At 61.2% G+C, this 20,910-nt stretch carries 22 protein-coding genes; 19 read left to right on the top strand and 3 right to left on the bottom strand.

Features of this window, described 5'->3' with window-relative positions; genetic code table 11:
• Position 1: 1 nt before the first annotated feature.
• Positions 2 to 2,164: a type IV conjugative transfer system coupling protein TraD gene (gene traD, locus C2U31_RS10975; protein ID WP_070414176.1), complete on the top strand. Its 2,163-nt coding sequence runs from the start codon at positions 2 to 4 to the stop codon at positions 2,162 to 2,164.
• Positions 2,161 to 2,910: a TIGR03747 family integrating conjugative element membrane protein gene (locus C2U31_RS10980; protein WP_070414175.1), complete on the top strand. Its 750-nt coding sequence runs from the start codon at positions 2,161 to 2,163 to the stop codon at positions 2,908 to 2,910. Before traD ends, C2U31_RS10980 begins: the two co-directional genes overlap by 4 nt.
• A gap of 13 nt (positions 2,911 to 2,923) precedes the next feature.
• On the opposite strand, the gene C2U31_RS10985 is transcribed toward C2U31_RS10980, so the two are convergent.
• A complete protein-coding gene (locus C2U31_RS10985) occupies positions 2,924 to 3,904 on the bottom strand; it encodes a hypothetical protein (protein ID WP_070414174.1) in 981 nt (326 codons plus the stop codon).
• A 198-nt stretch (positions 3,905 to 4,102) separates the two neighbouring features.
• Here C2U31_RS10985 and C2U31_RS10990 point away from each other — a divergent pair, with 198 nt between their 5' ends.
• From C2U31_RS10990 to C2U31_RS11035, 10 genes are read left to right on the top strand one after another with little or no spacing between them, the layout of a single operon-like run.
• Complete coding sequence (locus C2U31_RS10990) at positions 4,103 to 4,483, top strand: RAQPRD family integrative conjugative element protein (protein WP_070414173.1); 381 nt, start codon at positions 4,103 to 4,105, stop codon at positions 4,481 to 4,483.
• Positions 4,480 to 4,713, top strand: a complete 234-nt coding sequence (locus tag C2U31_RS10995) for a TIGR03758 family integrating conjugative element protein (RefSeq protein ID WP_070414172.1) — start codon at positions 4,480 to 4,482, stop codon at positions 4,711 to 4,713. Before C2U31_RS10990 ends, C2U31_RS10995 begins: the two co-directional genes overlap by 4 nt.
• 17 nt (positions 4,714 to 4,730) lie before the next feature.
• Positions 4,731 to 5,090, top strand: coding sequence for a TIGR03745 family integrating conjugative element membrane protein (locus tag C2U31_RS11000; protein WP_070414171.1), 360 nt, complete (start codon positions 4,731 to 4,733; stop codon positions 5,088 to 5,090).
• Between the two features lie 12 nt (positions 5,091 to 5,102).
• Positions 5,103 to 5,501 (top strand): TIGR03750 family conjugal transfer protein, encoded by a 399-nt coding sequence (locus C2U31_RS11005; RefSeq protein ID WP_070414170.1) that lies wholly within the window; start codon positions 5,103 to 5,105, stop codon positions 5,499 to 5,501.
• Positions 5,498 to 6,184, top strand: coding sequence for a PFL_4703 family integrating conjugative element protein (locus tag C2U31_RS11010; protein WP_070414169.1), 687 nt, complete (start codon positions 5,498 to 5,500; stop codon positions 6,182 to 6,184). Before C2U31_RS11005 ends, C2U31_RS11010 begins: the two co-directional genes overlap by 4 nt.
• Positions 6,181 to 7,083 (top strand): TIGR03749 family integrating conjugative element protein, encoded by a 903-nt coding sequence (locus tag C2U31_RS11015; RefSeq protein ID WP_070414168.1) that lies wholly within the window; start codon positions 6,181 to 6,183, stop codon positions 7,081 to 7,083. Before C2U31_RS11010 ends, C2U31_RS11015 begins: the two co-directional genes overlap by 4 nt.
• Complete coding sequence (locus C2U31_RS11020) at positions 7,073 to 8,494, top strand: TIGR03752 family integrating conjugative element protein (RefSeq protein ID WP_070414167.1); 1,422 nt, start codon at positions 7,073 to 7,075, stop codon at positions 8,492 to 8,494. Before C2U31_RS11015 ends, C2U31_RS11020 begins: the two co-directional genes overlap by 11 nt.
• Complete coding sequence (locus C2U31_RS11025; protein ID WP_070414166.1) at positions 8,475 to 8,909, top strand: TIGR03751 family conjugal transfer lipoprotein; 435 nt, start codon at positions 8,475 to 8,477, stop codon at positions 8,907 to 8,909. Before C2U31_RS11020 ends, C2U31_RS11025 begins: the two co-directional genes overlap by 20 nt.
• On the top strand, positions 8,909 to 11,788 hold the full coding sequence (locus C2U31_RS11030; RefSeq protein ID WP_070414165.1) for a conjugative transfer ATPase: 2,880 nt from the start codon (positions 8,909 to 8,911) through the stop codon (positions 11,786 to 11,788). Before C2U31_RS11025 ends, C2U31_RS11030 begins: the two co-directional genes overlap by 1 nt.
• 9 nt (positions 11,789 to 11,797) lie before the next feature.
• Positions 11,798 to 12,532 (top strand): DsbA family protein, encoded by a 735-nt coding sequence (locus C2U31_RS11035; RefSeq protein ID WP_103272847.1) that lies wholly within the window; start codon positions 11,798 to 11,800, stop codon positions 12,530 to 12,532.
• Between the two features lie 229 nt (positions 12,533 to 12,761).
• On the opposite strand, the gene C2U31_RS11040 is transcribed toward C2U31_RS11035, so the two are convergent.
• On the bottom strand, positions 12,762 to 13,763 hold the full coding sequence (locus tag C2U31_RS11040; protein WP_070414164.1) for a DUF4917 family protein: 1,002 nt from the start codon (positions 13,761 to 13,763) through the stop codon (positions 12,762 to 12,764).
• A gap of 176 nt (positions 13,764 to 13,939) precedes the next feature.
• Between C2U31_RS11040 and C2U31_RS11045 the strand changes: the two genes are divergently transcribed.
• The 5 genes from C2U31_RS11045 to C2U31_RS11065 are packed head-to-tail and all read left to right on the top strand — an operon-like array spanning position 13,940 to position 18,573.
• Positions 13,940 to 14,347 (top strand): TIGR03757 family integrating conjugative element protein, encoded by a 408-nt coding sequence (locus tag C2U31_RS11045; protein ID WP_070414163.1) that lies wholly within the window; start codon positions 13,940 to 13,942, stop codon positions 14,345 to 14,347.
• The gene (locus tag C2U31_RS11050) at positions 14,344 to 15,285 is read left to right on the top strand and encodes a TIGR03756 family integrating conjugative element protein (RefSeq protein ID WP_070414162.1); all 942 of its coding nucleotides are present in this window, start codon (positions 14,344 to 14,346) and stop codon (positions 15,283 to 15,285) included. The genes C2U31_RS11045 and C2U31_RS11050 overlap by 4 nt, the downstream gene beginning before the upstream one ends.
• Before the next feature lie 10 nt (positions 15,286 to 15,295).
• Positions 15,296 to 16,690, top strand: coding sequence for an integrating conjugative element protein (locus C2U31_RS11055; protein ID WP_070414161.1), 1,395 nt, complete (start codon positions 15,296 to 15,298; stop codon positions 16,688 to 16,690).
• Positions 16,687 to 17,034: a hypothetical protein gene (locus C2U31_RS11060; protein ID WP_070414160.1), complete on the top strand. Its 348-nt coding sequence runs from the start codon at positions 16,687 to 16,689 to the stop codon at positions 17,032 to 17,034. Before C2U31_RS11055 ends, C2U31_RS11060 begins: the two co-directional genes overlap by 4 nt.
• A gap of 15 nt (positions 17,035 to 17,049) precedes the next feature.
• Positions 17,050 to 18,573: a conjugal transfer protein TraG N-terminal domain-containing protein gene (locus C2U31_RS11065; RefSeq protein ID WP_070414159.1), complete on the top strand. Its 1,524-nt coding sequence runs from the start codon at positions 17,050 to 17,052 to the stop codon at positions 18,571 to 18,573.
• A 14-nt stretch (positions 18,574 to 18,587) separates the two neighbouring features.
• Here the strand turns inward: C2U31_RS11065 and C2U31_RS11070 are convergent, their stop codons facing one another.
• The gene (locus C2U31_RS11070) at positions 18,588 to 18,947 is read right to left on the bottom strand and encodes a DUF3742 family protein (protein ID WP_070414158.1); all 360 of its coding nucleotides are present in this window, start codon (positions 18,945 to 18,947) and stop codon (positions 18,588 to 18,590) included.
• A gap of 232 nt (positions 18,948 to 19,179) precedes the next feature.
• Here C2U31_RS11070 and C2U31_RS11075 point away from each other — a divergent pair, with 232 nt between their 5' ends.
• Together C2U31_RS11075 and C2U31_RS11080 are read left to right on the top strand one after the other, a co-directional pair.
• Positions 19,180 to 19,938, top strand: coding sequence for a type IV toxin-antitoxin system AbiEi family antitoxin domain-containing protein (locus tag C2U31_RS11075; protein WP_070414157.1), 759 nt, complete (start codon positions 19,180 to 19,182; stop codon positions 19,936 to 19,938).
• Positions 19,931 to 20,857, top strand: coding sequence for a nucleotidyl transferase AbiEii/AbiGii toxin family protein (locus tag C2U31_RS11080; RefSeq protein WP_070414156.1), 927 nt, complete (start codon positions 19,931 to 19,933; stop codon positions 20,855 to 20,857). Before C2U31_RS11075 ends, C2U31_RS11080 begins: the two co-directional genes overlap by 8 nt.
• Positions 20,858 to 20,910 lie beyond the last annotated feature (53 nt).

Raw genomic sequence — 20,910 nt, forward strand, 5'->3', positions numbered from 1 at the left:
CATGGGCCAGACCCAGCCTGTCGAAGTCCTGCTGCGCCCAGCGGTGGAGCTTTACACCGTGGCGGCTTGCGCCGGCGCCGCATTTCTGTCTTTGGTGGCCCCGTGGTCGCTCGCGCTAAGTCCGGCAATGGGGATTGGCAGTGCGCTGGCATTTCTGACCTTCGGCGCGCTCCGCCTGAGACAGGCCCACGCGATCCTCCGATACCGCCGCAACATCCGACGCCTTCCCCGCTACGTGATGATCAGCCGCAACGTACCAGTCAGCCAGCAGCGGTTGTTTATAGGCAGAGGCTTTCTCTGGGAGCAGAAGCACACGCACCGGCTGATGCAAACCTATCGTCCGGAGTTCCGACGCCATGTCGAACCCACGCCAGCCTACATGATGGTCCGCCGTTTGGAAGAGCGCCTGGAGTTTGCGCCGTTCCCGCTCTCGCGTTTGGTCAGGCTCACTGCCTGGGACATCCCGCTCAATCCTTTTCGCCCATTGCCACCGGTTGGCGGGTTACCGCGCCTACACGGCATTGAGCCAGATGAGGTCGACGTCAGCTTGCCGCTTGGCGAGCGTGTTGGTCACTCGCTGGTGCTGGGAACCACCCGCGTCGGCAAGACGCGGTTGGCCGAGCTATTCATCACCCAGGACATACGGCGAAAGAGCGCTGCCGGTGAACATGAGGTGGTTATCGTCTTCGACCCAAAAGGCGATGCCGATCTACTCAAACGCATGTACGTGGAAGCTAAGCGGGCTGGGCGCGAAGGTGAGTTTTACCTCTTCCACCTAGGCTGGCCCGAGATCAGCTCGCGCTACAACGCAGTGGGACGTTTCGGGCGCATCTCCGAAGTTGCTACTCGAATCGCAGGGCAACTCTCGGGCGAAGGCAACAGCGCCGCCTTCCGAGAATTCGCATGGCGTTTCGTAAACATCATTGCCAGAGCACTCATCGAGTTGGGCCAGCGCCCCGACTACCTACTGATCCAGCGACACGTCATCAATATTGATGCCTTGTTCATCGAGTACGCACAGCACTACTTCGCCAAGCACGAGCCCAAGGCTTGGGAGATTATCGTCCAACTTGAGGGTCGCCTGAACGACAAGAATATTCCACGCAACATGATTGGCCGTGAGAAGCGTGTAGTGGCCTTAGAGCAGTATCTGAGTCAGGTGCGCAACTACGATCCGGTTCTGGACGGACTGCGCAGCGCGGTGCGCTATGACAAGACCTATTTCGACAAAATTGTTGCGTCATTGTTGCCGCTGCTGGAAAAGCTGACCAGCGGCAAGATCGCTCAATTGCTGGCGCCGAACTATTCCGATCTCGAAGATCCGCGTCCGATCTTCGACTGGATGCAGATCATCCGCAAGCGCGCAGTCGTTTATGTCGGTCTGGATGCCTTGTCGGATGCGGAGGTTGCTGCCGCAGTGGGAAACTCGATGTTCTCCGACATGGTCTCGGTGGCAGGTCACATCTACAAATTTGGCGTCGATGATGGCTTGCCAGACGCAGATCCGGGAGCGAAGGTCCCTATCAATGTCCATGCAGACGAATTCAACGAGTTGATGGGCGACGAATTCATCCCCATGGTCAACAAGGGCGGTGGTGCCGGTATTCAGGTCACCGCATACACACAGACACTGAGCGACATCGAGGCGCGCATTGGCAATCGTGCCAAGGCTGGCCAGGTTGTGGGCAACTTCAACAACCTGTTCATGCTGCGCGTGCGGGAGACGGCCACTGCTGAACTGCTGACCCGCCAGTTGCCGAAGGTGGAGGTTTACTCCACAACCATCGTCAGCGGTGCCACCGACAGTTCAGACATCCGCGGTGCCACCGACTTCACATCGAACACCCAAGATCGCATCAGTATGTCCAGCGTGCCGATGATCGAGCCATCGCAGGTGGTTGGACTTCCCAAGGGGCAGTGCTTTGCTCTCTTGCAAGGTGGCAACTTGTGGAAGATCCGCATGCCGCTGCCGGCACCCGACCCTGATGAGGTCATGCCCAAGGATCTACAGCAGTTAGCCGGCTATATGCGCCAGAGCTATAGCGAGGCAGCCCAGTGGTGGGAGAACACTGGATCACCAGGCCTGCAGGAGGAAGGTCTGCCGCAGGATCTGACCGATGACACGATTCCGCCCGAAGCTGCAGGGAGCGAGCAGTCGCCATGAGTGATGCGGCCAGCACCGCGAAGCGCCAAGAGACTCGCCGTGAAGGACTGCTTGTCGGCCTGATCAGCACGCCGTTCAGGCTGTTCGGCGTCTTGATTGGCTCGCTGTTTATCTCGATCGTGATCGAATGCGTGGGGATGCACTTCTTCTGGAAGGATCAGGGCTGGCGTCACTCTCAGGCTATGTTGCAGTACGAGCTGACCCACCTGTCTGGGCACTTCACTCGCAGCGCCATCGTCACGGAGCCCACGCGCACAGCGCATGAGCTCGTGGATACAGGCCACCGCTTGATGTTCGTGCGCACTGGTCTGCTGGCGCGCATGGAGCAAACGGCCGATCGCGCCCGCGCGCCCAGTCAGCACCCCACACGAGACTTCCGCTACTTCATCAGCCAGGCCTACGTGTGGGCGGAAAGCTACTTGATTGCCGCTGCCTTTACGACGCTCACGTACCTAGTTCGTCTACTTGTGCTGGTGCTGACCCTGCCTTTGTTCGTAACGGCGGCATTCGTAGGCTTCGTGGATGGATTGGTTCGCCGCGACGTACGCAAATTCGGTGCAGGGCGGGAGTCGGGTTTTCTCTACCACCGCGCTAAAGCCTCGCTAATGCCACTGGCAATCTTGCCTTGGGTGATCTATCTGGCTTTACCAGTTTCGGTTCACCCGCTGATCATTCTGCTACCGAGTGCGGCTCTTCTTGGGCTAGCCATGAATCTCACCGCGGGCAGTTTCAAGAAGTACCTGTGACAGACTCTCGACTCTAGATCCCAACAGCCAAGGAGTGAATGAATTTCTTTATTTCTACTTGGCGTATCTCAGGAAGGCCATCGTTGATGTAGTAATTCATAGCCCTGGCAGGCACCGGAATAACCTCATTTTCATATTCAAATATAAGGCAGTGGCTCAACTGAAAAATGACGGCAACCTTTTCAGAATCAAGCTTCTCCATCTCGGATTTTTTGAAGTTGCTATAAAAAACTGACTCCAAATGGTGGGACGTCAAGTTGCTAATTATTGCTTGAAAGTTTCGATTGACGAGAATAGAACGAAGTACACCTTGTTCCTTGATGCTTTGAGAAAATACACCTCGACTCTGCTCTAGACGTTCGTAGTTAGCGACGAAAGAATCAAAAACAGAGCGCGCCATTTCAAAAATGCGGACCTTGTCAACCAAATTAGTCAGGTCGTATGCAACATACCCCACTTCCGCCTGCCCGTTGCGTATGCGTTTGTCCAGCTGTTTTATGGCATCGGAGAACTCATTTCTGAATTTTTTTTCGCTGTGTAGGTACTTGCACTCAATCGCTATTTTTTGTCGACACAAGACCACATCGCATTCGGTTGAGAGGTCGATTTCCACTCCGTCACCCATACTTGCTGCGAATCTGATTGCCATGGCAAGCTCGAAGAATGCGTCGTTATATCTCTCATCCTCATCAGCAAGGGTGTGCCCCCCATCGAGCAAGTCAAGCAACTTCTGTTGCGGGACGATGATTTTACTATCGACATCGAATAGAGCATTGATCGAACGATATTTGTTGACTATTCCAATGAGCGCTGCAACCTCCATCTCTTCCATTTTCTCAAGGTCGTCCAGCTTTTTCCGATAGCCCCACAATTTTGTGGTTTCAATCGTTGCGCCTTTTCCAATCTTCAATCTTAATTTTCTAAAATTATCGATCAATAGATCAAACTCTTCTAGCAGCCCATCGAGGGCGAGCGATTTCGCTACAAAACTCATACTTACCCCATTCAGTTCAGTCCCACCGTTGATTATCACCCGGTCCGGACGGCGAAACTGGAAACGATCCGGTCAATCTATCCATCGTGTCGTCCTAGCACCTCAAATCCGATAGTCCGCATTTCGCATTGTTTGCAGCCAAGGGACGCGCGCCTCGCCACGATCACGCCATTGCTGATCTGACTAGGACATAGCGCGATGGTGCTGCCAATCCGTCCCGGCGTTGCACGCAGCGGCGCCTACTTACTGCTGAGTACCCTCCTGATGACAGGACTACCCCTGGCCGCCAACGCTGACACGCCGGCGCAGCGCCAGGAGTTAGCCGCCGCTGCCCGCCAGCTTGAAACTCTGGAACACCTCGTAGCTCACAGCGCTGCCAACGCCAGGCTTACGCCGGGCGAGCGCTACCACTTTGACTACACCCGGCTACGCAATGATCTAGCCCGCGTGCGAAGCGGTCTCCGAGACTACCTAACGCCACCTCGTGCCCAACCCCGAGACCCCGCCGAGTTGGCCGGCCAGTACCGCACCGAACAAGAAGCCTCCGGTTATCCAATCGATAGCGAGCCCAAGCCATGAATGGTGCTCAGCTCTCAGCATTTCAAGCCAACAGCGGTTTCACGCCCGCAGTGATGGCCACCGTGCTCATTGGGGCCGTATTTGCGGTGCTGCTGCTATGGGGGGTCTGGGCGATCCGTACAGCCTATGTGGGCTGGGCCGAAAGCCGAATCAACCAGCGCCAATTCCTCGGCGTCGTCGTGCGCTTTCTTGCCATGTACATCGTGCTGACGTTTTTCCTTATCTCATGACTTCGAAAGGGCCAATCATGAAGACCAACAGTTCCCCCACCCAATTCTTCCGGCGCTCGACGCTCGTCCTCGGCGTGCTGACGCTGCCTGTAGTGTCGTTTGCCCAGGGCCTGCCCACACTGGAGAACCCCTCGCGTGGCACCGGCAATGGCATCATGCAGACCATTCGAAACTACGGCTACGACATCGTGCTGCTGGTGGCGCTGCTCGTGGTCGCCTCCATGTTCATCGGCGTCTGCTATCACGCCTACGGCACATACGCCGAGATCCACACCGGCCGCAAGACCTGGGGCCAATTTGGCCTCACGGTAGCCATCGGCGCGGTACTTCTCGTGATCGGCATCTGGCTGCTCACCGAAGCTACCGGCATCCTGTAAGGAGGCTTGGCTATGTCCGAGGATCAGCATGTGAGGGCGGACGGCACGGTGTCCTTCCTGCCGCACCGGCTCAACCGCCATCCGGTGGTGGTGCGCGGCCTGACCGCAGACGAGCTGTGGATCTGCTGCGGGCTGTCCGGCGCTGCCGGGCTGGTGATCGGTGCGCCGCTGTCGTGGATGTTCTCGACCATCGCGCTGGCACCGACCTTTGTCGTCGCCGGCGTGGCTTTTGGAGTGTTCATTGGTGGCGGTATCCTGCGTCGCCAAAAGCGCGGGCGGCCCGACACCTGGCTATACCGCCATCTGCAATGGTGGCTGACGACGCATCACCCCATCGTCTCGGACAGGATTGGCGGGCGTGCGCTGATCACGCGCTCCGGCTTCTGGTCGGCACGGAGGGCATCGCGATGAGCCGGTTCAAGAACGAGGTCGCGCACCTGCAGGCCCACATCAAGACCTTGCGTCTGGGCGCCGCATCGCTGTTGCTGCTTGCGCTGGTCATGGGGGGGGGCTGGTGGAGTGCGCCGCGCGATCTCACCGTCCATGTCCCGCCGGATCTGCGCTCAGGCAGCACGCGCAAGTGGTGGGAGGTGCCGCCTGAATCGGTGTACGCCTTCACCTTCTACGTGTTCCAGCAGCTCAACCGCTGGCCGACCAACGGCGAGGACGACTATGCGCGCAATCTGCACGCGCTCTCGCCGTACTTCACACCCGCGTGCCGAGCCTTTCTGCAAGCCGACTACGACTATCGCCGCAACGCAGGCGAACTGCGTCAACGCGTGCGCGGGATCTATGAAATTCCCGGACGCGGCTACGGCGACAACCCCAATGCACGCGTACGGGTCGTCTCGGACCGCGACTGGGTAGTGACCCTGGACATCAGCGCTGACGAGTACTACAGCTCCGAGCAAATCAAGCGCGCGCTCGTTCGCTATCCAATCAAGGTGGTTCGGGCGGATGTGGATCCCGCTCGAAATCCGTTCGGGCTTGCGCTCGACTGCTACGACGGCGCGCCGCAGCGCATTGCCGCACCCGAGGCACCACCTCAGCCTCCCGCCCGCAGCGGACTGGGCGTCCAAGGAGAAACGCCATGAATAAGCAGGTCGTCCTTTGGCTGAGTGCCGCCGTGGTCATCGCGGTCACGCCCATGGTGCAGGCGGTGGAGATTCTTCGCTGGGAACGCCTGCCGCTGGCCGTTCCCCTTGTCGTGGGCCAGGAGCGGATCGTTTTCATTGATCGCAATGTGCGCGTCGGCGTACCGGCCAGTGTCGGTGAGCGCCTGCGCATCCAGAGCGCTGGGGGTGCGGTGTATCTGCGCGCTAGGGAGTCCATCGAGCCGACACGGCTACAGCTGCAGGACGCCGACACCGGCTCGCTGATCCTGCTGGACATTGCTGCCGAGCCCGCACGCGAAGGTGCATCGCCGCTGGAGCCGGTGCGCATTGTGGACGGCACCAACGCAGCGACGCGTTACGGCGAGCCAACGGCCGACAGTGACGCCGCCATCCCAGACAACGCTCAACCCGCGCAGACCAAGCGCGAGACCCCGATTTCCGTCGTGCTCACGCGCTATGCAGCCCAGAATCTCTACGCGCCGTTGCGCACGGTTGAAGCCGCGCCGGGCATCATGCCGGTCAACCTGAAGCGCAATCTGGCGCTCGACACGCTGTTGCCCACCTTGCCGGTCAAAGCCACCGCGCTTGCTGCCTGGCGCATAGAGGACCACTGGGTCACGGCGGTCCGCGTTACCAACGTCAGCAGCGCCTGGGTCGATCTGGATCCGCGCACGCTGCAAGGCAACATCCTGACAGCGACCTTTCAGCACCCGGCACTGGGGCCACAAGGCCGGCCGGAAGACACCACGGTGGTCTACCTAGTGACACGACGCCATGGCCTGTCGCAGTCCCTGCTGCCAGCCATCCAACGTTTCGATCCAGCGGTCAATCTGCCCGAGCCAACCACATCGGCGCATGGAGACGACCATGCGCAGTAACGGTCTGCTCAAGTGGTTGATGATTCCGGTTGCGCTGATCGTGCTGTTCTTTGGTGTGCGGCTGCTTTCCAGTAGCGGCGGCAAAGCCCCCGCCAGTGTCGACGCCAGCGCCCAGCTCTCGCCTGAAGAAATGAAGGCACTTGGAATCGACGGCGACACACCACGCGACACGGTGGCTACCCTAGTCGTCCAGGTGAAACAACTGCGTACTGAGCTGCAGACCGCCACCACGGACAACAAGACGCAGCGCGAAGAGAACCAACGCCTGCGTCAGCGGGAATCGGCGATCGACCAGCGCATCGGCACTGCCCTGGAGTCCGAACGAGCCAATTTGCGCCGCGACCAGGAGCAGATCACCAGCGAACGCCAGCAGACCGAAGGCCTACTGCAAGACTTGCAGCGCCGCTTGGAGAACATTGGCAGCCGCGGCAATGGCCATGCCGACCTACCGGTCGGATTGGGTTTGGGTGATGGCGACGCAGAAGGTATGGCGAGGACGTCCAGCGGTCTGCATTGGGTGGAACCCGACGATGCCAAGCAAACGGATGGGCGGGATCGCAGCGGCAGCAGCGCACTCAGCTTCCCCACCAGCTTTGGTCCGGCTCAACGCACCTTGGAAGCTACCGCCGACACGGTCGCCAATGCCGGTGCCAAGGCCGCGGGAGTCACCAAAGCCAACGCGGTCTACACCGTCCCGACCAACTCGACGCTTATGGGCTCGGTCGCAATGACGGCCCTGATCGGCCGCGTACCCATCGATGGAACCGTGAACGATCCTTACCCGTTCAAGGTCCTGGTCGGTCACGACAACCTGACCGCCAACGGCATCGACATCCCGGACGTGGCCGGGGCTGTGTTCAGCGGCACTGCAGCCGGCGATTGGACACTCTCTTGCGTTCGCGGCCAGGTGCGCAGCATCACCTTTGTCTTCAATGACGGCACGATCCGCACCATCCCTGAAGACCGCGACGGAAACCAGCAAAACAACAATCAGCAGGATGGTTTGGGCTGGATCAGCGACCCGCATGGAATTCCCTGCGTCAGCGGTGAACGTCGCAGCAATGCGCAACAGTATTTGGGCACCCAGGCCCTGATCACGGCCGCCGGTGCTGGCGCTGCCTCGCTGATCGAATCCGACAGCGGTCGGTCGTCCTACGTCGGCGCCGATGGTTCGATCGGTACCGTTGGCATCACTGGCCAGGAAGCGGTCGGCCGGATCCTGGCCGGCGGTGTCCAAGAGATGTCGAGTTGGGTAAACAAGCTCTATGGCCAAGCCTTCGCTGCAGTGTATGTGCAGCCAGGCGCCAAAGTCGCCGTCCACCTGGAGAAGCCGCTTACCATCGATTACGACCCCGAAGGCCGCAAGGTCGACCACCGTGCAGGAGAAGCCCATGCGCTCGAACTGGACTAAAGCCCTTGTACTCGCGCTCGCCGTGGGCACCCTCGCCGGCTGCGCCACCAACAAGGAAGACCTACTCACCCATGGTGGGCGGACCATGCAGGACATCTGGCAACAGGAGGCTGGCGACGGTGGCTCCGGTCAGGTTGCCCAGCGCCAGTTGCTCGATGCGCGTCAGACACTGCGCCGGCCGTTGCTCGAGGTAGACATCGCCGCGGCCCACGCCGAACAGGCCCGCTATACCCGCACAGCGGTGAACGAGATCTACCGCCAATTCCATCGACTGCCCAACCCCGACTTGGTGATGTACGTCTTCCCGCATCTAGCAGGTACGGATCCTGTACCTGTGCCGGGCTACACCACTGTGTTCCCGCTGTACCAACGCATCCAGTACGCCATGCCGGGCGAGCGCGTGGAGGACTACTGATGGCCTGGATGCTACCTTGGCGCCGCCGGACGCAGCACGACGCCTCATCCTCCGAGCATGCACAGCCCGATGGCTGGCAGCGCCATGTGCAGGCGCTGCGCGACGCAGGCGTGCGGATGCCGGGAGAGGCCGTGCGAGGCCTGCGCGCCGCCACGACCGCCGATGAGCAAGCCCTCTACGACGTAGCGCCGTCGTTCGTCTCGCAGCTCCCGTGGGTGGAATACCTGCCAGAGTCCCAGTGCATGTTGCTCGAAGACGGCCAATCGGTTGCCGCGTTCTTCGAGCTCACGCCCCTGGGCACCGAGGGCCGTGAGGCGGCCTGGCTGGCTCAGGCGCGTGACGCACTGGAGAACGCACTGCAAGACAGCTTCGACGAGTTGGACGAGAACCCCTGGGTTGTCCAGCTCTACGCCCAGGACGAAGCAAGCTTCGACCACTACCTGGAGATGCTGCGCCGCTACGTCCAGCCTCGCGCACAGGGCTCACGCTTCAGCGAGTTCTACCTGAAGTTTTTCACCCACCACCTGCGCGCCGTCGCCAACCCAGGAGGCCTTTTCGAGGACACCGTGGTGACCCGTCTGCGCTGGCGCGGCCAAAGCCGCCGCGTGCGCCTGGTGGTGTACCGCCGCGCGCAGGGCCAGAGCAGTCGACGTGGTCAGACGCCAGAACAGGCCCTCAACACCGTGTGCGATCGCTTGGCCGGTGGACTCAACAATGCTGGCATCCAGGCACGCCGGTTGGATGCGCCTGCGATCCATGCCTGGCTGCTGCGTTGGTTCAATCCCCACCCCACAACACTGGGTCCCGATGCGCAAGACCGTGAGCGCTTCTACCAACTGGCGGCCTATCCCGAGACCACCGAGGCCGACGAAATCGAGCTTGCCAGCGGCACGGACTTCAGCCAGCGCCTGTTCTTCGGCCAGCCGCGCTCGGACGTGGACCAGGGACTGTGGTTCTTCGATGGCATGCCGCACCGGGTCATGGTCACTGACCGGCTGCGCACGCCACCGGTCACAGGCCACCTTACAGGGGAGACACGTAAGGGCGATGCGATCAATACCCTGTTCGACCAGATGCCGGAAGACACCACGCTGTGCCTAACGCTGGTCGCCACGCCGCAGGACGTTCTTGAAGCTCACCTCAACCACCTCGCCAAGAAGGCCGTGGGCGAAACGTTGGCATCGGAACAGACCCTCAAGGATGTCCACGAGGCCCGCTCGCTGATCGGGAGTTCCCACAAGCTCTACCGCGGCACGCTGGCGTTCTACCTGCGCGGTCGTGATGAAGCCGAGTTGGACCGGCGAGGCCTGCAGCTCGCCAATGTCATGCTTAACGCCGGCCTGCAGCCGGTGCGCGAGGAAGACGAGGTGGCACCGCTCAACAGCTACCTGCGCTGGTTGCCCTGCCTCTACAACCCCGGCGCGGATCGCCGGCAGTGGTACACCCAACTGATGTTCGCCCAGCACGCGGCCAACCTGTCGCCTGTCTGGGGCCGCAGCCAGGGCACGGGCCATCCCGGCATCACGTTCTTCAACCGTGGCGGCGGGGTGATCACCTTCGACCCTTTCAACCGCCTGGACAGGCAGATGAACGCCCACCTGTTCCTGTTCGGTCCGACCGGCTCAGGAAAGTCGGCAACTCTGAACAACATCCTGAACCAGGTCGCAGCGATCTACCGTCCGCGCATGTTCATCGTCGAAGCAGGCAACTCATTTGGCCTGTTCGGCGACTTCGCCAAGCGCCTGGGTCTTACGGTAAACCGGGTCAAGCTCTCTCCGGGCTCCGGCGTCAGCCTGGCACCGTTCGCGGACGCCCGGCGCCTGATCGAGACCCCCAGCGACGTACAGACCCTGGACGCCGACGCCCTTGACGAAGAACAGCCCGCACCCACTGATACGAGTGAGGCAGACGAGCAACGCGATGTGCTCGGCGAACTGGAGATCACCGCACGGCTGATGATCACCGGCGGCGAGGACAAGGAAGAAGCGCGCATGACCCGCGCTGACCGCTCGCTGATCCGCCAGTGCATTCTCGAGGCCGCGCAGCGCTGTGTCGCGGCCAACCGCACCGTACTCACCCGAGACGTTCGCGACGCCCTGCGCGAACGCGGCCGCGACACCACGTTGCCCGAAACCCGGCGTTCCCGGCTGCTCGAAATGGCCGACGCCATGGACATGTTCTGCCAGGGCACAGACGGCGAGATGTTCGACAGACCGGGAACCCCATGGCCAGAGGCGGACGTCACGGTGGTGGACCTGGCCACCTATGCCCGCGAGGGCTACAACGCCCAGTTGTCCATCGCCTACATCTCCCTCATCAGCACGGTCAATAACATCGCCGAGCGCGACCAGTTCCTGGGGCGGCCCATTGTCAATGTAACTGACGAGGGCCACATCATCACGAAGAACCCATTGCTGTCGCCCTACGTGGTCAAGATCACCAAGATGTGGCGCAAGCTGGGCGCTTGGTTCTGGCTCGCCACGCAGAACGTGGACGACCTGCCCAAGTCCGCCGAACCGATGCTCAACATGATCGAGTGGTGGATCTGCCTGTCGATGCCGCCGGACGAGGTCGAGAAGATCGCGCGCTTTCGCGAACTGAATCCCGCACAGAAGGCGCTGATGCTCTCGGCCCGCAAGGAGGCAGGAAAGTTCAGCGAGGGCGTGATTCTGTCCAAGTCGATGGAGGTGCTGTTCCGCGCAGTACCGCCCAGCCTCTATTTGGCATTGGCCCAGACGGAGCCCGAAGAGAAGGCCGAACGCTTCCAGCTGATGCAGCAGTACGGCATCGGTGAACTCGAAGCGGCCTTCAAGGTTGCCGAGAAGATCGACCGCGCGCGCGGTATCGACCCGCTGCCATACAACGACGTGTTCGCCTGAGAGGCCATCATGACCAGCACATCGCATTCCGTTGTCAAGAAATCCCAGCGCACCTGGTGGCTTGCTGCAGGCTGCGCGGTGCTTTCTGCGTCGTTATGGGGATTCCTCGCATCGCCTCGGCCTGCAGGTCCTGTGGCCGTTCAGCAGACCGGTGCCGAGCAGATGGCCGATCCGCCTTGGCGCTACGGCCCCGCCTCGGCGCGCTTCACTATCGTCGTCTACGCCGATCTGGAATGCCCGTTCTGTCAGTCCTACACTCCCGTGCTACGAACCTGGATCGATGAACATCGCGACGTCAGCCTGCAGTGGCATCACCTTCCGCTCGCGACACATGAGCCGGCAGCCAGCGAGGAAGCACGTTGGGTGGAGTGCGTGGGAGAGACATTCGGGCACGCTCGCTTCTGGGAGGCAGTCGCCTGGGTGTATCAGAATACGCGTGGTGGCGGCCAAGGATTGCCGCCTGGTACGGCCTTTCCCGACGATGCATCGGTGCAAGCCTGCTTGAGCAGCGAGCGTTCCGAGCTGACGGTGCGCCAACAGGCTGACCAGGCGCGCAACGATGGTCTCAAGGCCACCCCGTCGATTCGCCTGATCGACCGCAGCACGAATCGCTCGATGGCGCTCCCAGGGCCAATCGTGGGTGACGCACTATTGTCCGCTCTTGACTATCTGGCTTCCGAGCAACTCGATGAGGCGCAGGCAACCCAGATGCCCGCTGAGACCCCAAGCGCCGACGCAAAGTAGTCTGGACGTTCGCAGTCCGACGCCACGTTCCATAGAGCGGCCCGCATGAGCGATCCTCCATCCCTCCGCCCGATCAGACTTGGTGGTTTCTGACCATCTTCTCGAGCTGATTACCCAGGCGGGCCAGCGTCACGCCGGACGCCGCTACTTCTTCGCCAGGCGGAGCTTTCTGCTGGGATTCGACATGAATCCCGGCTGCTTGCGCCGAACTGGGCAGCATCACCTGATACTAGGCGCCCTGGTTATTCCAGCACCCGGCGCTTTGACTGTCGAAGAACTCCACAGGCACCAAACCCAAAGCCCCCTGGATGATCGGCAGCACCCGATTGCAGTAGATCTGGTCTGCGCCGTATACGGAGACCGCCACGCGGCGGATGCCCGTACCTCGCATCCGCTGCAGCAGGTGGATGTCCTGCTCTCCCAGCCCCCATCCATAGATGACGAGCGTCTCGCGCTCGGAGCCCAGCACCTCTCGATATACCGTAGAAAGGTAATAGCTGTTCTGGATCGAACTCACCTTTTGCTGCCAAGTTCCCTCGCTCACGAACAGCGGCACAACCTCTTCGCTGCGCCAGCGCGTCAGGATGGCTTCTAGCAGTCCGGCATCGGCGTTGCGAATCTTGTGCTCCTGCTCGACACGATTGCGGCACAGAACCAGGCTGCCATGCGGATAGAACACCAGCGTGGTCGAGCGCTGGCGCCGGATCGGCGTTCTCAGCCTGCGCCAATCATCCTGGAACACTCCGCCCGCACCGAAGCAGTCCTTGATGGCGTGCTCTTCATCGTGGTCATAGCCATGCATCAGGGCCCAATAGACGATGAGGTCGTAGTTCAGCGAAGCAACCGTATCGAAGTGCTTGAGGAATCGATAGATTGCTGGCAAATGCCCGCTGACTTGGTCGAACTCGGGATGGATCGCCTGGACGCTTTGGATGAGGCAGTCCCGAACCCTCAGGTATGCCTCATGCGTTCGTTGGTCCGGGATCTGCAGTGATTGATTGACGTTCGAGGCCTGCCACACGATGCGCAGGATCAACTCAAAGTCTGTCGTCCCGAAGAACGCGAACAGCCGCTCGACGTCCGGGGCAATCAGTTCGTTCGCTCGCGCATGTTCCAGCAACGAGCCGTAGGAAAAGCTAGGGCTGACTGAAATGCTGGCGCCATTCCCCAATATGGCGGTTCCTCGGTAGTTTGGGGCGATAGCCTCCCACGGCTGAATCAGATAGGGCATCGGTTCTTCTCTCCAATATTCGTTTCCATCACCTTACCTCAGCTCTGACCAGGGAACGGGCGTTCCAGCCGCGGCAGCGCGGGAAATGTGGGTGCGTCGCGGTACGCATTGTTCATTGCACTTGGCGGCACCTTGCGTTGGACTACTGGGGTTTCCAACTGCCAGAGCCGAACACCATGCGAAATCTCATTCTCCTGCTCGGTCTTGCGCTACTGGTCTCAGGCGCGGCGAGCGCCCAGGAGGTCTGGGTTGTCACCGATTCGAGCCATCGCGTGACCGGTAAGGCCACCGTCCACCGCCTCATCGAGCTGGACATGCCGCAGCACTTCGAGGCTGAGTTGGCCGCGCAGTTGCCGAGCGATCCGCAGCGCGCCGCCGTGCTGGTCCAACAGCGCCTAAAGCAGGGCGGCCAGCCCCTGCAGAAGCGCATGCGTGACGCCTACCAAGGCGTGGCCGACGCCTGGAGCCTTGGAATTACCACACTCCCGGCCGTCGTCGTGGACCAGCGTTACGTGGTCTACGGCGAGTCCGACCTCGACAAGGCCTTGGCACGCGTCGCACAACACCGCAAGGACAAGCCATGAAGACCCGCATTCCCCGCCGACTGCGGATCTCTGCCGCTGCTGCGCTGCTCTGTGGCGCCACTTCGAGCTTCGCGCTCAACACCGCGACCATCGTGTCCTCGACGCTCTCGCCCGACTGCCTGGAGTACCGGGTGGTCGGCATCTGCTACTGGCTCTACTGCACCTGGACAGGATGCACTGTACGCACCTCGATCAAGGTGCGGCACTACATTCCCGACGCGGTGGTGTCCAGCTACTCCAACACGGGCGAGAACCCCTGGACCGAGATGCGTGCGATGAGCACGCCCAACCCGACTGCGCGGGCCGGCGGAGATGGCACGACCAACCACGACAACGAGAACAACCTGGCCAAGTTCAAGAACGCCGATGTCATCGGCCATCCTGGCGGCCAGGTATTCAGCCAGTTCGCGAGCTTGTCGGGCTACGCGTGCGAGGGCGCAGGCACGGCATTCATGCCCTACCTGCTCAGCACGCTGGACACCATCGCGTGGCGTTACAACGTGCCGGAAGCCGTGTACCCCGAAGCGCTGATTCCCGGCATGCGCGAGATCGGAGCTCGCACCAGCCTAAACCTCTGGGGAGCGGTCTACCCCCGGGGCGGCTTCCTGCACCAGACCGACGACCATAAGTCCGGCGCCGTCGTTGCACAGCGCGCCGGTGATGTCGTCACCCGCCGCGGCCAACTGCACGTCTACCAACCCCTCCTCGCCAACAGCCGCGATGGCTACTGGCCGGCCGGGGCACTGGTGGAAAGCGACGCCTCGACCGGTAAGTGGCAGGAACTGACGCCGCGCCTGTCTTCGTCTTGCGCGGTGTTCCCGAATAGCGGTCCGCTTACCCAAGCCCAGCAAGGCGATTACGCCTGGGCGCTGTGGCGCCCCTACAGCTGCTGCCAGCGTCGGGGCCAGGTGTTCCTTGGCAGCGTCGACTTCAACTAAGGCCATCACCATGAACCGTCAAGACAACGCCTCCCCGCCTCGTCGTCTGTCAGCACGCTGGTCGTCCTCGCTGCTCGCCAGTGCCCTGGTACTGGCAACCGGGTTGGCTTGGGCACAAGCCGGATTTCAGAACAGCGGCAGCGTGATCGGCGATGAGGTCATGTACTCGATCGGGGGCGGCAACGCCGTCTCGATGAGCGGTGCCGCCGGCATGCGCTCGATCGGCGTAGGCGCGGGTTGGAACAGCAACCTGATCTGCGGTGACATGAGCATCAGCACAACGATCCAGAACCAGCTCAACGGGCTCACTAACGGGTTCCAGAACATCATGAGCAACGTGATCCAGAGCGCGACCAGCGCGGTTGCCTCGCTGCCGGCACTGATCATCCAGCGTGCCGACCCGGGCCTCTACAACCTCTTGACCAATGGCGTCCTACAGGCCCGGCTGGACTTCGACCGCTCCAAGCTGACTTGCCGCGCGATGGCAGAGCGGATGGCGGACGCGGCTGGTGGACAGCTCGGCTGGAACCAGATCGCCGAAGGCATGGCGCTGCGTCAAGCGGTGGCCAGCACCGACGCGGTATCGGCCATCGAGCAGGCGGAGAGCAGCCGCGGCAACGATGGTGTGCCGTGGGTGGGAGGCAATAACGCTGGCGGCTCGGGCCAACCGTCCATCAAGGTCGTGGGCGACGTGACGCGAGCAGGCTACAACCTCGTCAACGGCCGAGGAGTGGCCGATAGCTCTTCGATCGCGGCGGCCACCTGCAACAGCCTGGCCTGCGCGACCTGGTCGACGCCTCAAGCTGCGGCAGACTGGGCGACACGTGTCCTGGGTGAGAAGGAGCAGCGCACCTGCGAGAGCTGCACCAAGACCCAGACCGTACCGGGCGTCGGACTAACGCCGCTGATCCAGGAAGAGTACGAGACCAAGCTGGTGGTGCTGCAGGAGCTCATCAATCGCACCCGCAACACCACCGTGGAAAACCTGCGCGCGGCCGGCAGCACGTCGCTACCGATCACCCGTGGGGTGGTCGAGGCTCTTCGCGACGAACCGGACCAGGACATCCTTTCACGCCGTCTCGCATCCGAGGTGGCGCTGGCATCCGTGCTGGAAAAGGCGTTGCTGCTGCAGCGCACTCTTCTGACGGGCAAGAAGGAGCCCAACGTCGCGGCCAATGAACTTGCGGTGGTCGCCGTGAATCACGAGAACGACACGTTGGACCGGGAAATCCAAAACCTCAAGACCGAACTCGAACTGCGCCGCGAGCTGGCTAACAACTCGCCGATGGCCATCATCCAGCGCCATGGCACCCGGGCCTCTGGTTCGCGCGGGGTCTTCGAGGGTGACCCCACGCCCGACCGGCTCAACCGTCTGCTGCGGTCGGCACCGAGTGGCACGCCATGAGTGCTCATTGGCTGCGCATGAGGTGGCTGTTCAACCGGCGCAACGCGAAGGCAGTGGCATGGGCCGTCTTCCTGCTGGGCCTCACGGTGGCCGCCAATGTGGCCGGCATTTACCTGATCGGCAGCGTGGCGGGCTGGGAACTCTGGATTTCGGCGTCGGCCGGCTACTTCCTGGCGTGGCGGCTTTGCCTCTACGCCGCTACTTTCTATGGCTGGTTGTGGATGCGTAGGCGCCTGCTTGCACGGGAGGCTTCTCCCGACGCGCGTCGCCGCCTGGTGCGCGCGGAGGTCGCAGGCGTGATCGCCATCGTTGTTCTGGAAGCCAGCCTGCTGCTGCAGGCGTAGCGAGGGATCCGGATCATGACTCTTTTCACCACCGACTACCTCGAGTACTACCTGACCTTGGTGGGCTGGATCGTGCACAACGGGATTTGGTCCGTCCTGGTCTCAAGCGGCGTGTTCGCCATTCCCTTTGTGGCCATCATCATTCAGGAGTGGCTGAAGGCTCGGTCCGAGGGCGCAGACGAGGGCAACAAGGGTGTGCTGTCATCCATGCGAATCGAGAACCGCGTCTGGGTGGCGATCGTCGTGGTGATGTTTGCCGGCATTCCGTTCATCGACGTGGACCTCAACATGATTCAGCTGGATGAAGCGCGCTCCCAGCAATGCCAGGTCAGCGTACCCCAGCCTTTGGAGACGGGCTGGGGCCAGTCCTTTAGCACACTCAACAACCAGAGTGCGAAGGTGCCCGTCTGGTGGGCCTTCGTCCATACGCTTTCGCGCGCGGTCACTGGCGCCTCGGTGGCCGCCATCCCGTGTGGCACGGATCTTCGGCAGATGAGGATGGAGATTGACGCCACGCGCATTGACGATCCAGTGCTGGCCCAAGAGGTGGCGGACTTTACCCACGACTGCTACGGGCCAGCACGGGCCAAGCTCTTCATGAATCGCCCGAGCCTGGACGAGTCCCAGATGCACGATGTCACCTGGATCGGCTCCAACTACTTCGTCAACACCGGCGGCTACTACGGCACCTACCGTGCCAGCACACCTCGCGATGGTTGGGCCTATGACAGCAACCGCGATGCGGGCCTGACACAGGTGCCCAGCGGTTCCGGCTACCCGACCTGCCGCCAGTGGTGGAGCGATGGCGGCAATGGCCTGCGTGCGCGGTTGCTTGCCGAAGTTGACCCAACCCTCATGAATCGGCTGGCCGGCTGGGCCGGTTTCCTGAGCCGCGCCCAGGTCGATGACTCGGTGATCCGTGCGATCGCCTCGCCGCGCCAGCAGAAGCTCAACCAAGGAGCGGTCTACTCTGACTACGGCGGTCAGATCGACAAGACGCTGCCGAACATCGTCACCCGCGCGGCCGGCGACGTGGGTCTGGCGGTGGGCTCGCTGGGATTCTTCCCCGCTATGGACGTGGTACGGCAGGCGCTGCCGATGGTGCTATCACTGCTGAAGATGGCCCTGGTCATCTGCATCCCGCTGGTGCTCGTGGTCGGCACCTACGATCTGAAAACGGTGGTGACGGTCAGCGTGGTGCAGTTCTCTCTGTTTTTCGTGGACTTCTGGTTCCAGCTCGCCCGATGGATCGACAGCACCATCCTAGACGCGCTTTACGGATGGGGGTGGGGCTGGAACCGACCGCACTCGAACTTCGATCCGGTGATGGGCTTGAACAACGCCTTCGGCGACATGCTGTTGAATTTCGTCATGGCGTCGATGTTCATCGTGCTACCCACTTTTTGGGTAATGGCCTTGGGCTGGGCTGGCATTCGCACCGGAAACGTTCTTCAGGGGCTTGCCGGCGGAACAGGAGATGCCAAAGCTGCGGGCGGCAAGGGTGCCGGAGCGGCCATGGGCGCAGTCACCAAGAAGTAACCCTTGCCTGACGTTTAGTCGTCATCCGAAACGTGAGGATCGATTCGAAACCCGTCATATGTGTAAAGACCGAAACCGGCAGGGCCGTTTCGCCACTCCGCCTCGGGCCTCGACGCAGCCTCCGAATTACGCGCTACCCATGCTGCGGCGATGGCGAAGAGCAGGATGACAGCAAGCCCAGTCGCGACATACAGCATGACACCCGCGGCAACTAACTTCACCGCCCACAGCAACGCCAAAGCGAGACCTTTGGGCACTCCTTTGCCCAACAGCCAAGACGATAGTTGCCGTTCGATGCGCGCGCCCGCACGCCAGGCGCGGCCGAGCCAGTGGCCTAAGCGTTCGGGGAAGCTGCGATGTGTCTTTGCGTTCATGGCGGTCACCTGTGGTGCGCTATATGTTTGCTCCAGGTTGCCCTGCACGCCGTTGCGCGCAGAGCATCAATGCGATTTTGGCACCGCGCGGTTCAGGCGCCCAAGGCGATAGGGATCATCAAGATGTCACCAATGATTAGATTTATACGTCAAATTCAACCAAGAGGCTACTTTTGCAGCATTTCTGCGTCTTGATCTAGAGTCTGATTGGATTTTTACGTATATTTAGCTCATGAATGGATTTTCTAGACATCAGGTAATCAAGCATCTGCAAGCGGACCTTCCCAGGGGGGCACCGTTCGATCTGCAGCAGCTCGAAACCTTCGGCGTTTCGCCCCAGCTTGCCGCCCGCTACGTAGAAAGCGGATGGCTGGTGCGCCTTGGCCACGGGACATACGCGTTTCCCAACGACAACTTTGACGTCACCGGCGCGCTGCGTTTCCTCCAACAGCGCGTCGCAGGCTTGCACGTAGGCGGCAAAAGTGCTTTGGCCATGCAAGGGGTGCGGCACAACCTGAGCACACGCGAAATCTTAGTGCTGTGGGGAGAGGCGCGCTTCAGCCTGCCGGCTTGGTTCAGTGCACGCTTTCCTGCCAGGTATGTCAACGCGCGGCTGTTTGACTGGCCTGACACAGGCGTGGCCGACAAGACTCTGCACACGCCTCCGGGCCAGCCGAAGGAACTGCAAGTGGCGGTGCCCGAACGCGCCGTACTCGAGATGCTGTACGAAGCGGGAACCCGACAGAGTCTGGAAGAGGTTCGCAACCTTTTCGACGGTTTGCGCTCGCCCCGTAAGGAATTACTGGGCCAGCTCCTGTCCTGTTGCACCAGTGTCAAAACCGTACGCCTGTTCCTGACCTGGGCTCGCGAGACCGGCGTGGTTGATGTAGATGCACTGGTACAGCAATACCCGCTGCGCACCGGCAGCAGCAAACGTTGGATGAGCCGCATGGACGACGGCACCCTACTGAGCCTCAAGCCTCATGGATAAGCAATACGCGGACACCGTCCGCCTGCTACTGAACATCACCCCCGACGTGTTCGCCAACGACATCTTCGCGATGAAGGGTGGAACGGCCATCAATCTGTTCGTTCAGGATATGCCACGCCTGTCGGTCGACATCGATGTCGTCTATCTTCCCTGGCATGTTCCTCGGGATGAGGCGCTCATGGCCATCAATGAAGAGCTAGCCGCGATCGCCCAACGCGTCGAGCCACTGGGCATCCAAGCCCGTTTGATTCGCAGCAAGGAGCTGGGTGACACCAAGCTGATTGCCGAGGACGAGACCAGCCAGGTGAAAGTGGAGGTCAACGTGGTGTTCCGAGGCAACGTCCTACCTGTTACCCAACGCCCCTTGAGCAGCAAAACCAGTGACCTGTTCGGGGTGCAGTTCAGCGTGCCAACGTTGGACACGGCCGAACTCTACGCAGGCAAGCTGGTCGCAGCTCTCGATCGTCAGCACCCGCGAGATCTATTTGACGTCTGGCGCTTGTTCGAGACGGGAGGTATCACCGACGAGATGGTCGAGTGCTTCGTTGTCTACCTTGCGGGCCACAACCGTCCGATCCATGAAGTGCTGTTCGGCAACGACAAAGACATCGCCAATGAGTTTGAACGTGCGTTCGTCGGTATGACAGAACTTGATTGTCCGCTTGAGCAACTAATAAGCACTCGCGCTCGGTTGAGACATGAATTGCCTAAACGCCTGAGTAGCAAGCACGAGAGTTTTCTCCGTGGGCTGGCGCGTGCGCAACCTGACTGGTCTCTGCTGCAGTGTCAGCATGCGGAGCAACTCCCCGCGCTGCGCTGGAAACTATCAAATTTGGTGAAATTCATGGATAGCAGGCCACGCGATTTACTACTTCAAGCCGACATGCTTGATGCTGCATTTGAGACTGTTCGGAAGTAGCGGTCCCAGGCCTCACATTATTGCCTTACGGCAAGTATTCGTCCCGCAAAGCG

Source organism: Achromobacter sp. AONIH1, from assembly GCF_002902905.1.
Taxonomy (GTDB): Bacteria; Pseudomonadota; Gammaproteobacteria; order Burkholderiales; family Burkholderiaceae_B; genus Achromobacter.